At 70.7% G+C, this 17,187-nt stretch carries 16 protein-coding genes; 15 read left to right on the top strand and 1 reads right to left on the bottom strand.

All coding sequences use genetic code 11. The features are described from left to right. The first annotated feature begins 56 nt into the window (after positions 1–56). The 15 genes from pgsA (at position 57) to L3078_RS08575 (ending at position 15,837) form a co-directional block, all read left to right on the top strand. On the top strand, positions 57–797 hold the full coding sequence (gene pgsA / locus L3078_RS08645; protein WP_239752473.1) for a phosphatidylinositol phosphate synthase: 741 nt from the start codon (positions 57–59) through the stop codon (positions 795–797). Then, positions 794–1,729: a phosphatidylinositol mannoside acyltransferase gene (locus tag L3078_RS08640; protein ID WP_239752472.1), complete on the top strand. Its 936-nt coding sequence runs from the start codon at positions 794–796 to the stop codon at positions 1,727–1,729. The genes pgsA and L3078_RS08640 overlap by 4 nt, the downstream gene beginning before the upstream one ends. Continuing rightward, the gene (locus L3078_RS08635; protein WP_239752471.1) at positions 1,726–2,886 is read left to right on the top strand and encodes a glycosyltransferase family 4 protein; all 1,161 of its coding nucleotides are present in this window, start codon (positions 1,726–1,728) and stop codon (positions 2,884–2,886) included. Before L3078_RS08640 ends, L3078_RS08635 begins: the two co-directional genes overlap by 4 nt. A 103-nt stretch (positions 2,887–2,989) precedes the next feature. After that, positions 2,990–3,529, top strand: coding sequence for a LemA family protein (locus L3078_RS08630; RefSeq protein WP_239752470.1), 540 nt, complete (start codon positions 2,990–2,992; stop codon positions 3,527–3,529). Positions 3,530–3,995: 466 nt separating this feature from the next. Next, complete coding sequence (gene pdxS, locus L3078_RS08625) at positions 3,996–4,913, top strand: pyridoxal 5'-phosphate synthase lyase subunit PdxS (RefSeq protein WP_033532596.1); 918 nt, start codon at positions 3,996–3,998, stop codon at positions 4,911–4,913. A gap of 6 nt (positions 4,914–4,919) precedes the next feature. Then, a complete protein-coding gene (gene pdxT, locus L3078_RS08620) occupies positions 4,920–5,528 on the top strand; it encodes a pyridoxal 5'-phosphate synthase glutaminase subunit PdxT (protein WP_239752469.1) in 609 nt (202 codons plus the stop codon). Positions 5,529–5,576: 48 nt separating this feature from the next. Further along, a complete protein-coding gene (locus L3078_RS08615) occupies positions 5,577–6,329 on the top strand; it encodes a YebC/PmpR family DNA-binding transcriptional regulator (RefSeq protein ID WP_184896346.1) in 753 nt (250 codons plus the stop codon). 118 nt (positions 6,330–6,447) lie between these two features. Beyond that, entirely contained in the window at positions 6,448–6,978 is a 531-nt protein-coding gene (gene ruvC / locus L3078_RS08610; RefSeq protein WP_239752467.1) for a crossover junction endodeoxyribonuclease RuvC, read from the top strand. Next, positions 6,975–7,580, top strand: a complete 606-nt coding sequence (gene ruvA, locus L3078_RS08605; RefSeq protein WP_239752465.1) for a Holliday junction branch migration protein RuvA — start codon at positions 6,975–6,977, stop codon at positions 7,578–7,580. The genes ruvC and ruvA overlap by 4 nt, the downstream gene beginning before the upstream one ends. An 87-nt stretch (positions 7,581–7,667) precedes the next feature. Continuing rightward, positions 7,668–8,738, top strand: coding sequence for a Holliday junction branch migration DNA helicase RuvB (gene ruvB / locus L3078_RS08600; protein ID WP_239752463.1), 1,071 nt, complete (start codon positions 7,668–7,670; stop codon positions 8,736–8,738). Positions 8,739–8,912: 174 nt separating this feature from the next. Next, the gene (gene yajC, locus L3078_RS08595; protein ID WP_239752461.1) at positions 8,913–9,422 is read left to right on the top strand and encodes a preprotein translocase subunit YajC; all 510 of its coding nucleotides are present in this window, start codon (positions 8,913–8,915) and stop codon (positions 9,420–9,422) included. A 132-nt stretch (positions 9,423–9,554) separates the two neighbouring features. Beyond that, positions 9,555–11,342: a protein translocase subunit SecD gene (gene secD, locus L3078_RS08590; RefSeq protein ID WP_239752459.1), complete on the top strand. Its 1,788-nt coding sequence runs from the start codon at positions 9,555–9,557 to the stop codon at positions 11,340–11,342. A 1-nt stretch (position 11,343) separates the two neighbouring features. Then, positions 11,344–12,438 (top strand): protein translocase subunit SecF, encoded by a 1,095-nt coding sequence (gene secF, locus L3078_RS08585; RefSeq protein ID WP_239752457.1) that lies wholly within the window; start codon positions 11,344–11,346, stop codon positions 12,436–12,438. Next, positions 12,435–12,974: an adenine phosphoribosyltransferase gene (locus L3078_RS08580; RefSeq protein WP_239752455.1), complete on the top strand. Its 540-nt coding sequence runs from the start codon at positions 12,435–12,437 to the stop codon at positions 12,972–12,974. Before secF ends, L3078_RS08580 begins: the two co-directional genes overlap by 4 nt. A gap of 301 nt (positions 12,975–13,275) precedes the next feature. Continuing rightward, positions 13,276–15,837, top strand: a complete 2,562-nt coding sequence (locus L3078_RS08575; protein ID WP_239752454.1) for a RelA/SpoT family protein — start codon at positions 13,276–13,278, stop codon at positions 15,835–15,837. Positions 15,838–15,908: 71 nt separating this feature from the next. Here the strand turns inward: L3078_RS08575 and L3078_RS08570 are convergent, their stop codons facing one another. Further along, a complete protein-coding gene (locus L3078_RS08570; protein ID WP_239752452.1) occupies positions 15,909–17,138 on the bottom strand; it encodes a DUF349 domain-containing protein in 1,230 nt (409 codons plus the stop codon). Positions 17,139–17,187: the final 49 nt, after the last annotated feature.

Genomic DNA, 17,187 nt, shown 5'->3' with positions numbered 1-17,187 from the left:
CGGGCTGGTGCCCGACGGTCGCACACGCGCGCGCGTGGCTACGATGGGCCAGCCGGATGGCCAGCAGGGGCCACGCGGCGACACCGACCCTCGGGAAGGCCATGCTGAACAAGTACGCGCGTGCATTCTTCACGCGTGTCCTCACACCGTTCGCCGCGTTTCTGATCCGCAGGGGCGTCAGCCCCGACACGGTCACCCTCATCGGCACCGCCGGAGTGATCGCGGGCGCGTTGGTCTTCTACCCCCGGGGCGAGTTCTTCTGGGGCACGGTCGTCATCACGCTGTTCGTGTTCTCGGACCTCGTCGACGGCAACATGGCCCGCCAGATGGGCCGCTCCAGCCGCTGGGGGGCCTTCCTCGACTCCACGCTCGACCGGGTCGCCGACGGCGCGATCTTCGGCGGCTTCGCCCTCTGGTACGCGGGCAAGGGCGACGACCTCGCCCTGTGCGCCGTCTCGATCTTCTGTCTGGCGAGCGGCCAGGTGGTGTCGTACACCAAGGCGCGCGGCGAGTCGATCGGCCTGCCGGTGGCGGTCAACGGGCTCGTGGAGCGCGCCGAGCGCCTGGTGATCTCGCTGGTCGCGGCCGGGCTGTCCGGCCTGCACGCGTTCGGCGTGCCAGGCATCGACGTGCTGCTGCCCATCGCCCTGTGGATCGTCGCCGTCGGCAGCCTCGTCACGCTGATCCAGCGCGTGGTCACGGTCCGCCGCGAGTCCGCCGAGGCCGAGGCGGCGGCCGCCGCCGAGACCGCCCAGGAGAGCCCGGACAGCGCCCGCAACAGCGAGGCGACCCCGTGAGCGCTGTGCGGGAGCGGCTGACCGACGGGTTGTACGGCCTGGGCTGGGGCACCGTGAAGAAGCTCCCCGAGCCCGTCGCCGTACGCCTCGGCCGGACGATCGCCGACGCCACCTGGAAGCGGCGCGGCCCCCTCGTGCGCCGTCTGGAGGCCAACTACGCGCGCGTGGTCCCGGGCGCGAGCCCGGAGCGCCTCGCCGAGCTCTCCCGCGCGGGGATGCGCTCGTACCTGCGCTACTGGATGGAGTCCTTCCGCCTCCCCGCCTGGAGCGAGGAGCGGATCAGGACCGGCTTCGCCGCCAAGGACCTGCACCACCTCACCGACGGCCTCGCCTCCGGCCGGGGCGTCGTACTCGCGCTGCCGCACCTGGCCAACTGGGACCTCGCCGGCGCCTGGGTCACCACTGAGCTGAAGATCCCGTTCACCACGGTCGCCGAACGCCTCAAGCCCGAGACGCTCTACGACCGCTTCGTCGCCTACCGCGAGGGCCTCGGCATGGAGGTCCTGCCGCACAGCGGTGGCTCCGCCTTCGGCACCCTCGCCCGGCGGCTGCGCGACGGAGGCCTGGTCTGCCTGGTCGCCGACCGCGACCTGTCCGCGTCCGGCGTCCAGGTGGACTTCTTCGGCGAGCCCACCCGGATGCCCGCGGGACCGGCCCTCCTCGCCCAGCAGACCGGGGCCCTGCTGCTGCCGGTGACGCTCTGGTACGACGACTCGCCCGTCATGCGGGGACGCGTGCACCCCCCGATCGAGGTACCCGGGACAGGTACCCGCGCCGAGAAGGCGTCTGTCATGACACAGGCGCTGGCAGACGCCTTCGCCACCGGCATCGCCGACCACCCGGAGGACTGGCACATGCTCCAGCGCTTGTGGCTCGCGGACCTCGACCCCGCGAAGAGTCCCGGGCCCGGCTCCGAGAAGGGACGCCCGTGAAGATCGGGATCGTCTGCCCGTACTCCTGGGACGTGCCCGGGGGAGTCCAGTTCCACATCCGCGACCTGGCCGACCACCTCATCCGCCTCGGCCACGAGGTGTCGGTGCTCGCCCCCGCCGACGACGACACCCCGCTGCCGCCGTACGTCGTCTCGGCGGGCCGCGCGGTCCCGGTGCCCTACAACGGCTCGGTGGCCCGCCTGAACTTCGGGTTCCTCTCGGCGGCCCGGGTCAGACGCTGGCTGCACGACGGCACGTTCGACGTGATCCACATCCACGAGCCGGCCTCCCCGTCGCTCGGCCTGCTGGCCTGCTGGGCCGCGCAGGGCCCGATCGTCGCCACCTTCCACACCTCCAACCCGCGCTCCCGGGCGATGATCGCGGCCTACCCGATCCTCCAGCCCGCGCTGGAGAAGATCAGCGCGCGGATCGCGGTGAGCGAGTACGCCCGCCGCACCCTCGTCGAACACCTGGGCGGCGACGCGGTCGTCATCCCGAACGGCGTCGACGTCGACTTCTTCGCCCGCGCCAAGCCCAACCCCGACTGGCAGGGCGACACGCTCGGTTTCGTCGGCCGCATCGACGAACCCCGCAAGGGGCTGCCGGTGCTGATGAAGGCCCTCCCGAGGATCTTCGCCGAGCGCCCGCACGCCCGGCTGCTGGTCGCCGGGCGCGGGGACGAGGAGGAGGCGGTCGAGACGCTGCCCAAGGAACTGCGCTCCCGCGTCGAGTTCCTCGGCATGGTCAGCGACGAGGACAAGGCCCGCTTCCTGCGCAGCGTCGACGTCTACGTCGCCCCCAACACCGGCGGCGAGAGCTTCGGCATCATCCTCGTCGAGGCCATGTCCGCCGGCGCCCCCGTCCTCGCCTCCGACCTCGACGCCTTCGCCCAGGTCCTCGACCAGGGCGGCGCGGGCGAACTCTTCGCCAACGAGGACGCCGACGCGCTCGCGACGGCCGCCGTACGGCTCCTCGGCGACCCGGACCGCCGCGCCGAACTCCGCGCACGGGGCAGCGCCCACGTCCGCCGCTTCGACTGGTCCACCGTCGGCGCCGACATCCTCGGTGTCTACGAGACCGTCACGGAGGGCGCGGCGTCGGTGGCGGCGGACGAACGCGTGGGACTGCGGGCACGGTTGGGGCTGGCCCGGGAATGACTCCGGCGGAGTGGGGGGACCGGTCACGCGGTTCCCCGCCCCGCTCGCGGACCGCTGAACCAGGACACGGCGGTGGCGGGCACCGGTAGTAGCCTTGCCGCCCGTGACTTCCACACTCATCTGGATCGCGGTCGTCCTGTTCGCGATCGGCCTGTATCTGAGCTGGACCGCGGGACGCCTGGACCGGCTGCACGCGCGCATCGACGCCGCCCGCGCCGCGCTCGACGCGCAGCTGCTGCGCCGTGCGTCGGTCGCCCAGGAACTGGCCACATCCGGAGTGCTGGACCCGGCTGCATCGATCGTCCTCTACGAGGCGGCGCACGCGGCCCGGCAGGCCGAGGAGGAGCAGCGCGAGGTCGCCGAGAGCGAGCTGAGCCAGGCGCTGCGGGCCGTGTTCGCGGACCCGCAGCAGGTGGAGGTGGTGCGCGAGGCGCCGGGTGGTGAGGACGCGGCGAACGAGCTGGCCCAGGCGGTGCGGCGGGTGCCGATGGCGCGGCGCTTCCACAACGACGCGGTGCGGGCGGCGCGGGCGTTGCGCCGGCACCGCAAGGTTCGCTGGTTCCGGCTGGCCGGGCACGCGCCGTTCCCCATGGCCTTCGAGATGGACGACGAGCCGCCGGTCGCCTTGGCTTCGGCCGCCTAGGAGCTCGGGGGCGCGGGTTCGTGGGCGACCGCGGGCCCGGTGGGGCTTCTCGCGCAGTTCCCCGCGCCCCTGAAAAGCAGGGGCTGCGCCCCGTGCTCTTCAGGCCCGCGGCGCCGTCGCCTTTCAGGCCCGCGGCGCCGTCGCCTTTCAGGCCCGCGGCGCCGTCGCCTTTCAGGCCCGCGGCGCCGTCGCCTTTCAGGCCCGCGGCGCCGTCGCCTTTCCGGCCCGCCCGACCGTCGCCTTTCAGGCCCTGGGGGCCATGGCTTTCAGGCCCGCAGGGCCTGGTCTTTCAGGGGCGCGGGGAACTGCGCGAGAAGCCCCACCGGACCCGCACCCGACAACGCACGCGCCGACAACGCACCCCACAAAACGATCCACCGCCTCCCCATTGGCCCTTGCAGTGGCCCGCACGCCTCGCGTTTCCTCGGTGTTTGCAGAAACCCCTTCTCCGAGCGAGGTCAAACCCGTGTCCAGCACGCTCTCCAACTCCGCCGCCCAGACCCCCGAGACCGGCACCGCCCGCGTGAAGCGCGGCATGGCCGAGCAGCTCAAGGGTGGTGTGATCATGGACGTCGTCACCCCGGAGCAGGCCAAGATCGCCGAGGACGCGGGCGCGGTGGCCGTCATGGCCCTGGAGCGGGTCCCCGCCGACATCCGCAAGGACGGCGGCGTGGCCCGGATGTCCGACCCCGACATGATCGAGGGCATCATCGAGGCCGTCTCCATCCCGGTCATGGCCAAGTCCCGCATCGGCCACTTCGTCGAGGCCCAGGTCCTGCAGTCCCTCGGCGTCGACTACATCGACGAGTCCGAGGTCCTCACCCCGGCCGACGAGGTCAACCACTCCGACAAGTGGGCCTTCACCACCCCCTTCGTCTGCGGCGCCACCAACCTCGGTGAGGCCCTGCGCCGCATCGCCGAGGGCGCGGCCATGATCCGCTCCAAGGGCGAGGCCGGCACCGGCAACGTCGTCGAGGCGGTCCGCCACCTGCGCCAGATCAAGAACGAGATCGCCAAGCTGCGCGGCTTCGACAACAACGAGCTGTACGCCGCCGCCAAGGAGCTGCGCGCCCCGTACGAGCTGGTCAAGGAGGTCTCCGAGCTGGGCAAGCTCCCGGTGGTGCTGTTCTCCGCCGGTGGCGTGGCCACCCCGGCCGACGCCGCGCTGATGCGCCAGCTCGGTGCCGAGGGCGTCTTCGTCGGCTCCGGCATCTTCAAGTCCGGCGACCCGGCCAAGCGCGCCGCCGCCATCGTGAAGGCCACCACCTTCTACGACGACCCGAAGATCATCGCGGACGCCTCCCGCAACCTGGGCGAGGCCATGGTCGGCATCAACTGCGACACCCTCCCCGAGGCCGAGCGCTACGCGAACCGGGGCTGGTAAGCACCCATGAGCGACACCCCCGTCATAGGCGTCCTGGCCCTCCAGGGCGACGTACGGGAGCACCTCGTCGCCCTGGCCGCGGCCGACGCCGTGGCCAGGCCGGTGCGGCGCCCCGAGGAACTCGCCGAGGTGGACGGCCTCGTGATCCCCGGCGGCGAGTCCACCACCATCTCCAAGCTCGCCGTCCTCTTCGGCGTCATGGAGCCCCTCCGCGCGCGCGTGCGTGACGGCATGCCCGTGTACGGCACCTGCGCCGGCCTGATCATGCTCGCCGACAAGATCCTCGACCCGCGCTCGGGCCAGGAGACCATCGGCGGCATCGACATGATCGTGCGCCGCAACGCCTTCGGACGTCAGAACGAGTCCTTCGAGGCGGCGGTCGACGTGAAGGGCGTCGAGGGCGCTCCCGTGGAGGGCGTCTTCATCCGCGCCCCCTGGGTGGAGTCCGTGGGCGCGGAGACGGAGGTGCTGGCCGAGCACGACGGTCACATCGTCGCCGTCCGCCAGGGCAACGCGCTCGCCACGTCGTTCCATCCGGAGCTGACCGGAGACCACCGGCTGCACGCCCTCTTTGTCGACATGGTGCGCGCGAACCGGTCGGCGGAGTCCTTGTAGGATCTCTGGGGTTCGTACGGAGTTGGGTAACGCGAAGGAGACAGGCAGATGTCCGGCCACTCTAAATGGGCTACGACGAAGCACAAGAAGGCCGTGATCGACGCCAAGCGCGGCAAGCTCTTCGCGAAGCTGATCAAGAACATCGAAGTCGCGGCCCGGATGGGCGGCGTGGACCTCGAAGGCAACCCGACGCTCTACGACGCCGTGCAGAAGGCGAAGAAGCAGTCGGTCCCCAACAAGAACATCGACTCCGCGATCAAGCGTGGTGGCGGTCTCGAGGCCGGCGGCGCCGACTACGAGACGATCATGTACGAGGGCTACGGTCCGAACGGGGTCGCGGTGCTCATCGAGTGCCTCACCGACAACCGCAACCGCGCCGCCTCCGACGTCCGGGTCGCCATGACCCGCAACGGCGGTTCGATGGCCGACCCGGGCTCCGTCTCGTACCTCTTCAACCGCAAGGGCGTCGTGATCGTCCCCAAGGGCGAGCTGTCCGAGGACGACGTCCTGGAGGTCGTGCTCGACGCGGGCGCCGAGGAGGTCAACGACCTGGGCGAGTCCTTCGAGGTGCTCAGCGAGGCCACCGACCTGGTCGCGGTCCGCTCCTCCCTCCAGGAGGCCGGCATCGACTACGACTCGGCCGAGGCCAACTTCGTCCCGACCATGCAGGTCGAGCTGGACGAGGAGGGCGCCAGGAAGATCTTCAAGCTGATCGACGCCCTGGAGGACAGCGACGACGTCCAGAACGTCTTCGCCAACTTCGACGTCAGCGACGACGTGATGGCCAAGGTCGACGCGTAACGCTGCCGCGAACCGAGCGGATCCGGCGGGCCGGTGGGACACACCCACCGGCCCGCCGCCGTTGTCGGTGGCAGCAGATAGCCTGCACAAACAGGCGATCGACTGGGAGGGGGGCGCGGTGCGCGTACTCGGGGTGGACCCCGGACTCACGCGGTGTGGCGTGGGGGTTGTCGAGGGCGTCGCGGGGCGGCCGCTCACCATGGTCGGCGTCGGTGTCGTCCGGACGCCCGCCGACGCCGAGTTGGGCCTGCGCCTCGTCGCGATCGAGCAGGGTATCGAGCAGTGGCTCGACGAACACCGACCCGAATACGTCGCCGTGGAACGGGTGTTCAGCCAGCACAACGTGCGGACGGTCATGGGCACCGCCCAGGCCAGCGCCGTCGCCATGCTCTGCGCCGCCCGCCGAGGCATCCCCGTCGCCCTGCACACCCCCAGCGAGGTCAAGGCCGCCGTCACGGGCAGCGGCCGCGCCGACAAGGCCCAGGTCGGCGCCATGGTCACCCGTCTCCTCCGGCTCGACGCACCACCGAAACCGGCGGACGCCGCCGACGCCCTCGCCCTCGCCATCTGCCACATCTGGCGGGCCCCCGCCCAGAACCGCCTCCAGCAGGCCGTGGCCCTGCACGCATCGAAAGGCCGTACGTCATGATCGCCTTCGTCAGCGGCCCGGTCGCCGCCCTCGCCCCGGACTCCGCGGTGGTCGAGGTGGGCGGGATCGGCATCGCGGTCCAGTGCACGCCCAACACGTTGTCCGGGCTCCGCATGGGCCAGCCGACCAAGCTCGCCACCTCGTTGGTCGTCCGCGAGGACTCGCTGACGCTGTACGGCTTCGTGGACGACGACGAGCGCCAGGTGTTCGAACTGCTGCAGACCGCGAGCGGCGTCGGACCGCGCCTGGCCCAGGCGATGCTGGCCGTGCACACCCCCGACGCCCTGCGCCGAGCGGTGGCCACCGGCGACGAGAAGGCGCTGATCGCCGTCCCCGGCATCGGCAAGAAGGGTGCCCAGAAGCTGCTGTTGGAGCTGAAGGACCGCCTCGGCGAGCCCGTCGGCGCCCCCGCGATCGGCGCCCCCGTCACCCAGGGCTGGCGCGACCAGCTGCACGCCGCCCTGATCGGCCTCGGGTACGCCACCCGCGAGGCCGACGAGGCCGTGTCGGCCGTGACCCCCCAGGCCGAGGCCACCGAAGGCACGCCCCAGGTGGGCCAGTTGCTGAAGGCGGCCCTCCAGACCCTCAACAGAGCCCGCTGACCGCCCTGTTGAAGCGCTCGTGCACCACTGGTACGGGCCGCCGCCACCCTCCCGCTCCATCCGACCGCGACCCGCGAGGCACAAGCAATGAACTGGGACGACACGACCGACGACACCGCCCCCGACCGCCTGGTGGGCTCCGTCGCCGACCGTGAGGACCAGGCCGTCGAGGCCGCCCTGCGCCCCAAGGACCTGGACGAGTTCATCGGCCAGGAGAAGGTCCGCGAACAACTCGACCTGGTCCTTCGCGCCGCCCGCGCGCGCGGCGCCACCGCCGACCACGTCCTGCTCTCCGGCGCCCCGGGCCTCGGCAAGACCACCCTCTCCATGATCATCGCGGCCGAGATGGGCGCCCCCATCCGCATCACGTCCGGCCCCGCCATCCAGCACGCCGGCGACCTCGCCGCGATCCTCTCCTCCCTCCAGGAGGGCGAGGTCCTCTTCCTCGACGAGATCCACCGCATGTCCCGGCCCGCCGAGGAGATGCTGTACATGGCGATGGAGGACTTCCGCGTCGACGTGATCGTCGGCAAGGGCCCCGGCGCCACCGCGATCCCCCTCGAACTGCCGCCCTTCACCCTGGTCGGCGCCACCACCCGTGCGGGCCTGCTCCCGCCGCCGCTGCGCGACCGCTTCGGCTTCACCGCGCACATGGAGTTCTACGAGCCCGCCGAACTGGAGCGCGTGATCCACCGCTCCGCGAACCTGCTCGACGTCGAGATCGACACGGACGGCGCCGCCGAGATCGCGGGCCGTTCCCGCGGCACCCCCCGTATCGCCAACCGCCTGCTGCGCCGCGTACGGGACTACGCGCAGGTCAAGGCCGACGGCGTCATCACCCGCGACATCGCCTCGGCCGCCCTCGCCGTGTACGAGGTGGACGCCCGCGGCCTCGACCGCCTCGACCGGGGAGTCCTCGAAGCCCTGCTCAAGCTCTTCGGCGGTGGACCCGTCGGCCTGTCCACCCTCGCCGTCGCCGTGGGGGAGGAGCGCGAGACCGTCGAGGAGGTCGCCGAACCGTTCCTCGTCCGCGAAGGCCTGCTCGCCCGGACCCCCCGTGGCCGGGTCGCGACCCCCGCCGCCTGGACCCATCTCGGACTCACCCCGCCACGCGGCACGACCGGCGGAAACGGACAACAGGATCTGTTCGGGGCGTGACCGTCTCGTGACGGCGCGGTACTCGCCCGGCATGGAACCCCGGTGACATGCTGTGCGTTGTTCCATCACGGTGGACTCGCTTAGACTCCGCCGATGCCGCCCTTGTCGGCAGCACACATACCCCCAACCATCAGGCCGCTCGCCATCGCGGTCGTGTGAAGGAAGTTCCGACCCGTGAGTCTCGTGACCCTCCTCCCGTTCATCGTGCTCATCGGGGCCATGATCCTGATGACCCGATCGGCCAAGAAGAAGCAGCAGCAGGCCGTCGACATGCGGAACCAGATGCAGCCCGGTTCCGGCGTCCGCACGATCGGGGGCATGTACGCGACCGTCAAGGAGGTCAGCGAGGACACGGTCCTCCTCGACGCCGGGCCGGGCGTCGAGCTGCTGTTCGCCAAGAACTCCATCGGTGCCGTCCTCAGCGACGAGGAGTACAACCGCATCGTCCACGGCATCGAGCACGACCTGAAGTCCGACGTCGTCCCGGACGACGCCTCCTCCCTCACCGAGACCGACGAGCCCTCCGACGACGCTTCCGCCGCTTCCGACGACAAGCCCATCGACCTCGGCAAGAAGGACGCGTCCGACGACGCGGCCGACAAGACCGCCGAGGCGAAGGCCGACGAGGCCAAGGCCGACGAAGCAGAGCCGAAGAAGACCGACGGCGAGTCCGACGCGAAGTAGTCACGTCCCGGGAGTGCGAGCGAGAACCGCCCGCGCCCCGGGAACGTGCCGTTTTCGCCGGATTCCCGACACAAGTCATGGCCGTCCCCGCGCTGACCCCGCGCCCGGCGGCCCGAGAGGGAGTACGAGAAGGTGGCAGCACCGAAGAAGGGCCGGAGCGCGAGCGCCCAGAGCAAGCCTGGGCGCGCGCTGGCCCTCATCCTGATCGCCCTTGTGGCGCTCACCGGGGGAATGTTCGCCTCCGGACACACCACTCCGCGTCTCGGCATCGATCTTGCCGGTGGTACGAGCATCACGCTGACCGCCGTCAACGAGCCCGGCCAGCCCAACGCGATCAACAAGACCAACATGGACACCGCGGTCGAGATCATGAACCGCCGTGTCAATGGTCTGGGTGTGTCCGAGGCGGAGGTCCAGACCCAGGGCAATGAGAACATCATTGTCAACATTCCCAAGGGCACGGATTCCGAAGAGGCCAGGGACCAGGTCGGCACCACCGCGAAGCTGTACTTCCGCCCCGTCCTCGCGAGCCAGGTCGGCACCGGTGCGACGGAGAACCCCACCGCCTCGCCGAGCACCAGCCCCAGTGGCAGCGGCTCGCCGAGCCCGTCGAAATCCGACGGCAAGGACGCGGCCACCGAGCCCGGGGCCGGTGACTCCGCCAGCCCGTCGTCCAGCCCGTCGTCCTCCGCCACGTCGCAGGGCCGTGCCCTCACCGACGCGCTGAAGGCCGACCCCACGCCGTCGGGCAGCGGTTCCCCGTCCGCCAAGGCCTCCGGCAGTGCCGCCCCGACCGCGACCCCGAGCGCCGACGAGGCGACCCAGGCCCTCCAGGCCAAGTTCGCCGCCCTCGACTGCAACGACCCCAAGCAGCGCGCCGAGGCCGGCAAGGGCAAGAACACCGACACCGTCGTGGCCTGCGGCCAGGACAACGGCAGCTGGAGCAAGTTCATCCTCGGCCCGGTCGGCGTCGACGGCACCGAGGTCGACAAGGCCCAGGCGCTGCTCGACACGCAGAACGGCACCGGCTGGCAGGTCGTCATGGACTTCGACTCCAAGGGCGCCGACAAGTTCGCCGACATCACGGGCCAGCTGGCGACCCAGACCTCCCCGCAGAACGAGTTCGCGATCGTCCTCGACGACGAGGTCGTCTCCCACCCCTACGTGCAGGCGGCGGTCACCGGCGGCAAGGCCGAGATCTCCGGCAGCTTCACGCAGGAGGAGGCCCAGAACCTCGCCAACATGCTGTCGTACGGCGCGCTCCCGCTGACCTTCAAGGAGTCCAGCGTCACCACCGTCAGCCCCGCGCTCGGTGGCGAGCAGCTGCAGGCCGGTCTGATCGCCGGCGCCATCGGTCTGGCCCTGGTCATGATCTACCTGGTCGTCTACTACCGCGGCCTGTCGCTGATCGCCATCGCCTCGCTGCTGATCTCCGCGGCCCTGACCTATGTGCTCATGGCCCTGCTCGGCCCGGCCATCGGTTTCGCGCTGAACCTCCCGGCGGTCTGCGGCGCGATCGTCGCGATCGGTATCACGGCGGACTCGTTCATCGTGTACTTCGAACGCGTCCGGGACGAGATCCGCGAAGGCCGTACGCTGCGCCCGGCCGTCGAGCGTGCCTGGCCGCGCGCCCGGCGCACGATCCTGGTCTCCGACTTCGTGTCGTTCCTCTCCGCCGCGGTCCTCTTCATCGTCACCGTCGGCAAGGTCCAGGGCTTCGCGTTCACGCTGGGTCTGACCACCCTGCTCGACGTCGTCGTGGTCTTCTTGTTCACAAAGCCGCTGCTCACGCTGCTGGCCCGCACGAAGTTCTTCGGCAACGGCCACAGCTGGTCCGGTCTCGACCCCAAGCGACTGGGCGCCCGGCCGCCGCTGCGCCGCACCCGCCGTTCCGTCCCCGCCGACCCGAAGGAGGCCTGAGATGTCGAAACTCGGTGACCTCGGAGCCCGACTCCACCGCGGCGAGGTCGGTTACGACTTCGTCGGCAATCGCAAGATCTGGTACGGCGTCTCGATCCTCATCACCATCACGGCCATCGTCGGCCTGGCCGTCCGCGGCCTCAGCATGGGTATCGAGTTCCAGGGCGGCGCGGTCTTCACCACGGAGAAGACAAGTGTCTCGGTCAGCCAGGCCGAGACATACGCGGAGAAGGCATCCGGCCACGACGCGATCGTCCAGAAGCTCGGCAACGACACCCTGCGCATCCAGATCTCCGGTGTGGACACGGCCAAGTCCGACGAGATCCAGCAGCAGCTCGCCAAGGACCTGAAGGTCGACGCGGACACGATCAACGCCGATCTGGTCGGCCCCAGTTGGGGTGAGCAGGTCGCCAACAAGGCCTGGCAGGGCCTCGCGATCTTCCTGGTCCTCGTGGTGATCTATCTGGCGATCGCGTTCGAGTTGCGCATGGCCATCGCCGCGTTCGTCGCCCTGATCCACGACATCACCATCACGATCGGCATCTACGCCCTCGTCGGCTTCGAGGTCACACCGGGCACGGTGATCGGTCTGCTCACGATCCTCGGTTATTCGCTCTACGACACGGTCGTCGTCTTCGACAGCCTCAAGGAGCAGACGAAGGACATCACCAAGCAGACCCGCTGGACCTACGCCGAGATCGCCAACCGCTCGATCAACAGCACCCTGGTGCGGTCGATCAACACCACGGTGGTGGCGCTGCTCCCGGTCGCCGGCCTCCTCTTCATCGGTGGCGGTGTCCTCGGCGCGGGCATGCTCAACGACATCTCGCTGTCGCTGTTCGTCGGCCTCGCGGCCGGCGCGTACTCCTCGATCTTCATCGCCACGCCGCTCGTCGCCGACCTCAAGGAGCGCGAGCCGCAGCTGAAGGCCCTCAAGAAGCGCGTCCTCGCCAAGCGGGCCCAGTCCGAGCACGAGTCAGAGCCGGCGGCCGACGGTCCGTACGACGACGAGCCGGCGGACGCCACCCCCGCGGTGGTCGGCCCGCGTGCCCAGTCCGGGGCCCGCAGCCGGGGCCGGGGCGGGAAGCGGCGATGACCGACATCAAGGAGCTGCTGCTCAGCCGGATCCGTGACGTCGCGGACTACCCGGAGCCGGGCGTGATGTTCAAGGACATCACCCCGCTGCTGGCCGACCCGGCGGCGTTCACCGCGCTGACGGACGCGCTGGCCGAGCTGACCGTCCGGCACGGTGCCACGAAGATCGTCGGCCTGGAGGCCCGGGGCTTCATCCTGGGCGCCCCGGCCGCCGTCCGCGCGGGCGTCGGCTTCATCCCCGTACGCAAGGCGGGCAAGCTCCCCGGAGCCACGCTCGGCCAGGCCTACGACCTGGAGTACGGCTCCGCCGAGATCGAGGTGCACGCCGAGGACCTGAGCGCGGGCGACCGTGTCATGGTCATCGACGACGTCCTCGCCACCGGCGGCACCGCCGAGGCCTCCCTCCAGCTGATCCGCCGCGCGGGCGCCCAGGTCGCCGGCGTCGCGGTCCTGATGGAGCTGTCGTTCCTCCCGGGCCGACAGCGCCTGCAGTCGGCTCTGGCCGGGGCCCCGCTGGAGGCCCTGATCACGGTCTGAACCGAGCGGACAACCATGCGGCGGGCGCCCCGGGATCTTTCCCGGGGCGCCCGCCGCGTTGGGCGCCGAATGTCCCGCGCCCCGAAGGGGCGCGGGAACTGCGCGAGCAACCCCACACGACCCGCGCTGAACAGACCACCGCACCCCCGCCGCGGCCCCCCCGGAATCCGCCGCGCGCCCCCCGTGTTGCATGGGTAGACCGCCCTCAATGTGGCCTGAAGGCGATCCTGGGGCGCGGGATCGCTACCATGGGTGCTCCGGAGCCTGACCGGGGGACCCGGATCGCGCACGAGGAGCCCTCTTGGCAGACGAGGCCCAGCACCTGACCGCCGCCAAGCCCGAGCCCGCCTCGGGCCCCGCGGCCCAGCCCGCGCAGCACGCGACGAAGGCGAACCCCGAGAACACCGCCGCGTCCGCGCAGGGCTCCGTCGAGCACGCCCAGTCCGCGCCCGCCGACAAGACCGACGGCCCGTCGCGCCCCAAGCCCGCCCCACCCGAGCGCCCCGCGCCCGCGCCCGCTCCGGCGCCCCCGGCCCGCCCCGCCACCACCGGGCAGCCCGCCCGATCCGGCTCCTCCAACCGCGTGCGCGCCCGGCTCGCCCGTCTCGGTGTGCAGCGCTCCAACCCGTACAACCCGGTCCTGGAGCCGTTGCTGCGGGCCGTGCGCGGCAACGACCCGAAGATCGAGACGTCGACGCTCCGCCAGATCGAGAAGGCCTACCAGGTCGCCGAGCGCTGGCACCGCGGCCAGAAGCGCAAGAGCGGCGACCCGTACATCACGCACCCCCTCGCCGTGACCACGATCCTCGCCGAGCTGGGCATGGATCCGGCCACCCTGATGGCCGGTCTGCTGCACGACACGGTCGAGGACACCGAGTACGGCCTCGACCAGCTCCGTCGCGACTTCGGGGACTCCGTCGCCCTCCTCGTCGACGGCGTCACCAAGCTCGACAAGGTCAAGTTCGGCGAGGCCGCGCAGGCCGAGACCGTGCGCAAGATGGTCGTCGCCATGGCCAAGGACCCCCGCGTCCTGGTCATCAAGCTCGCCGACCGTCTGCACAACATGCGCACCATGCGCTACCTCAAGCGCGAGAAGCAGGAGAAGAAGGCGCGCGAGACCCTGGAGATCTACGCGCCGCTCGCCCACCGCCTGGGCATGAACACCATCAAGTGGGAGCTGGAGGACCTCGCCTTCGCGATCCTCTACCCCAAGATGTACGACGAGATCGTCCGGCTGGTGGCCGAGCGGGCGCCGAAGCGTGACGAGTACCTCGCCATAGTGACCGACGAGGTCCAGCAGGACCTGCGCGCGGCCCGCATCAAGGCGACGGTCACCGGGCGTCCGAAGCACTACTACAGCGTCTACCAGAAGATGATCGTCCGCGGCCGTGACTTCGCGGAGATCTACGACCTGGTCGGCATCCGCGTCCTGGTGGACACCGTCCGCGACTGCTACGCCGCGCTGGGCACCGTCCACGCCCGCTGGAACCCGGTTCCGGGGCGGTTCAAGGACTACATCGCGATGCCCAAGTTCAACATGTACCAGTCGCTGCACACGACGGTCATCGGACCCAACGGCAAGCCCGTCGAACTCCAGATCCGTACGTTCGACATGCACCGCCGTGCCGAGTACGGCATCGCCGCGCACTGGAAGTACAAGCAGGAGGCCGTCGCCGGTGCCTCCAAGGTGCGCACCGACGCGCCCCGGACCACCGGCAAGGACGACCACCTCAACGACATGGCCTGGCTGCGGCAGCTGCTGGACTGGCAGAAGGAGACCGAGGACCCCGGGGAGTTCCTGGAGTCCCTGCGCTTCGACCTCTCCCGCAACGAGGTCTTCGTCTTCACCCCGAAGGGCGACGTCATCGCGCTGCCGGCCAGCGCGACCCCCGTCGACTTCGCGTACGCGGTCCACACCGAGGTCGGCCACCGCACCATAGGCGCGCGGGTCAACGGCCGGCTCGTCCCGCTCGAATCCACCCTCGACAACGGTGACCTGGTGGAGGTCTTCACCTCCAAGGCGGCCGGCGCGGGCCCCTCCCGCGACTGGCTCGGCTTCGTGAAGTCACCGCGCGCCCGCAACAAGATCCGCGCCTGGTTCTCCAAGGAGCGGCGCGACGAGGCCATCGAGCAGGGCAAGGACGCCATCGTCCGCGCGATGCGCAAGCAGAACCTGCCGATCCAGCGCATCCTCACCGGCGACTCGCTCGTCACCCTGGCGCACGAGATGCGCTACCCGGACATCTCCGCCCTCTACGCGGCCATAGGCGAGGGCCATGTCTCCGCGCAGAGCGTGGTCCAGAAGCTCGTCCAGGCCCTCGGCGGCGAGGAGGCCGCGACCGAGGAGATCGACGAGGCCGTACCGCCCACCCGCGGCCGGAGCCGCAAGCGGCGCGGCAGCAACGACCCCGGTGTCGTGGTCAAGGGCGTCGACGACGTCTGGGTCAAGCTCGCCCGCTGCTGTACGCCCGTCCCCGGCGACCCCATCATCGGCTTCGTCACCCGGGGCAGTGGCGTATCGGTTCACCGCAGCGACTGCGTCAACGTCGAGTCGCTGTCCCGTGAGCCCGAGCGCATCCTCGACGTCGAGTGGGCCCCGACCCAGTCCTCGGTCTTCCTCGTCGCCATACAGGTCGAGGCCCTGGACCGCAGCCGTCTCCTCTCGGACGTCACCCGTGTCCTGTCCGACCAGCACGTCAACATCCTGTCGGCCGCCGTCCAGACCTCCCGCGACCGCGTCGCCACCTCCCGCTTCACCTTCGAGATGGGCGACCCGAAGCACCTGGGCCACGTCCTGAAAGCCGTACGAGGCGTGGAGGGCGTCTACGACGTGTACCGCGTGACATCGGCGCGCAGGCCGTAACCAGCACACACGAGTGAGGGGCTCCCGTACGGTCCGTACGGGAGCCCCTCAGTCATGTCCTGCCGTCGGCGTCAGCCGCCGAACTCCTGCAGACCCTTCAGGGCCTGGTCCAGCAGCGCCTGGCGGCCGTCCAGCTCGCGCTGGAGCTTGTCGGCCTTGGCGTTGTTGCCCTGGGCGCGGGCGGCCTCGATCTGGGCCGTCAGCTTGTCCACGGCGGCCTGCAGCTGGCCCGTGAGACCGGCGGCACGGGCGCGGGCCTCCGGGTTCGTCCGGCGCCACTCCGCTTCCTCGGCCTCCTGGATGGCCCGCTCGACCGCGTGCATCCGGCCCTCGACCTTCGGACGGGCGTCCCGCGGCACATGGCCGATGGCCTCCCACCGCTCGTTGACCGAACGGAAGGCGGCACGCGCGGCCTTCAGATCCGTCACCGGCAGGATCTTCTCCGCCTCCCCCGCCAGCTCCTCCTTGAGCTTGAGGTTCTCCGTCTGCTCCGCGTCACGCTCGGCGAACACCGAGCTGCGGGCGGCGAAGAAGACGTCCTGGGCGCCGCGGAAGCGGTTCCACAGGTCGTCCTCGTGCTCACGCTGGGCGCGGCCGGCGGCCTTCCACTCGGCCATCAGCTCGCGGTAGCGCGCCGCCGTCGGACCCCAGTCCGTCGAGTTCGACAGCGCCTCGGCCTCCGCGACCAGCCTCTCCTTGGTCTTGCGGGCGTCCTCGCGCTGCGCGTCGAGCTGCGCGAAGTGGGCCTTGCGACGCTTGGAGAACGCCGAGCGGGCGTGCGAGAAGCGGTGCCAGAGCTCGTCGTCGGACTTCCGGTCCAGCCGCGGCAGACCCTTCCAGGTGTCCACGAGCGCCCGCAGCCGTTCACCGGCGGACCGCCACTGGTCGGACTGGGCCAGCTCCTCCGCCTCGGCGACCAGGGCCTCCTTGGCGTGCCGCGCCTCGTCGGACTGCTTGGCCCGCTGCTGCTTGCGCTCCTCGCGCCGCGCCTCGACGGTCTCGACGAGCTTGTCCAGCCGCACCTTCAGCGCGTCCAGGTCACCGACCGCGTGGTGCGCGTCCACCTGCTCGCGAATGTGATCGATCGCGGTCTGGGCGTCCTTCGCCGACAGGTCGGTGGTCTTGACGCGCTTCTCGAGGAGGCCGATCTCGACAACCAGGCCTTCGTACTTGCGCTCGAAATAGGCCAGCGCCTCCTCGGGGGAGCCTGCCTGCCAGGAACCGACGACCTGCTCGCCGTCGGCCGTACGCACGTACACGGTCCCCGTCTCGTCGACGCGGCCCCACGGGTCGCTGCTCACAGCGCCTCCTCCACATGATGCCTGCAAGGGGCCTCAGTGCCCCCGGGCA

Source organism: Streptomyces deccanensis (genome assembly GCF_022385335.1).
Taxonomy (GTDB): Bacteria; Actinomycetota; Actinomycetes; order Streptomycetales; family Streptomycetaceae; genus Streptomyces; species Streptomyces deccanensis.
This window is presented reverse-complemented; position numbering and strand designations above follow the sequence as displayed.

Excerpts from the sequence above, each read along its gene's own strand:
- pgsA (WP_239752473.1), top strand. The coding sequence starts at position 57 with ATGGCCAGCAGGGGCCACGCGGCGACACCGACCCTCGGGAAGGCCATG.
- pdxT (WP_239752469.1), top strand. The coding sequence starts at position 4,920 with ATGAGCGACACCCCCGTCATAGGCGTCCTGGCCCTCCAGGGCGACGTA.
- L3078_RS08615 (WP_184896346.1), top strand. The coding sequence starts at position 5,577 with ATGTCCGGCCACTCTAAATGGGCTACGACGAAGCACAAGAAGGCCGTG.
- ruvA (WP_239752465.1), top strand. The coding sequence starts at position 6,975 with ATGATCGCCTTCGTCAGCGGCCCGGTCGCCGCCCTCGCCCCGGACTCC.
- ruvB (WP_239752463.1), top strand. The coding sequence starts at position 7,668 with ATGAACTGGGACGACACGACCGACGACACCGCCCCCGACCGCCTGGTG.
- secF (WP_239752457.1), top strand. The coding sequence starts at position 11,344 with ATGTCGAAACTCGGTGACCTCGGAGCCCGACTCCACCGCGGCGAGGTC.
- L3078_RS08580 (WP_239752455.1), top strand. The coding sequence starts at position 12,435 with ATGACCGACATCAAGGAGCTGCTGCTCAGCCGGATCCGTGACGTCGCG.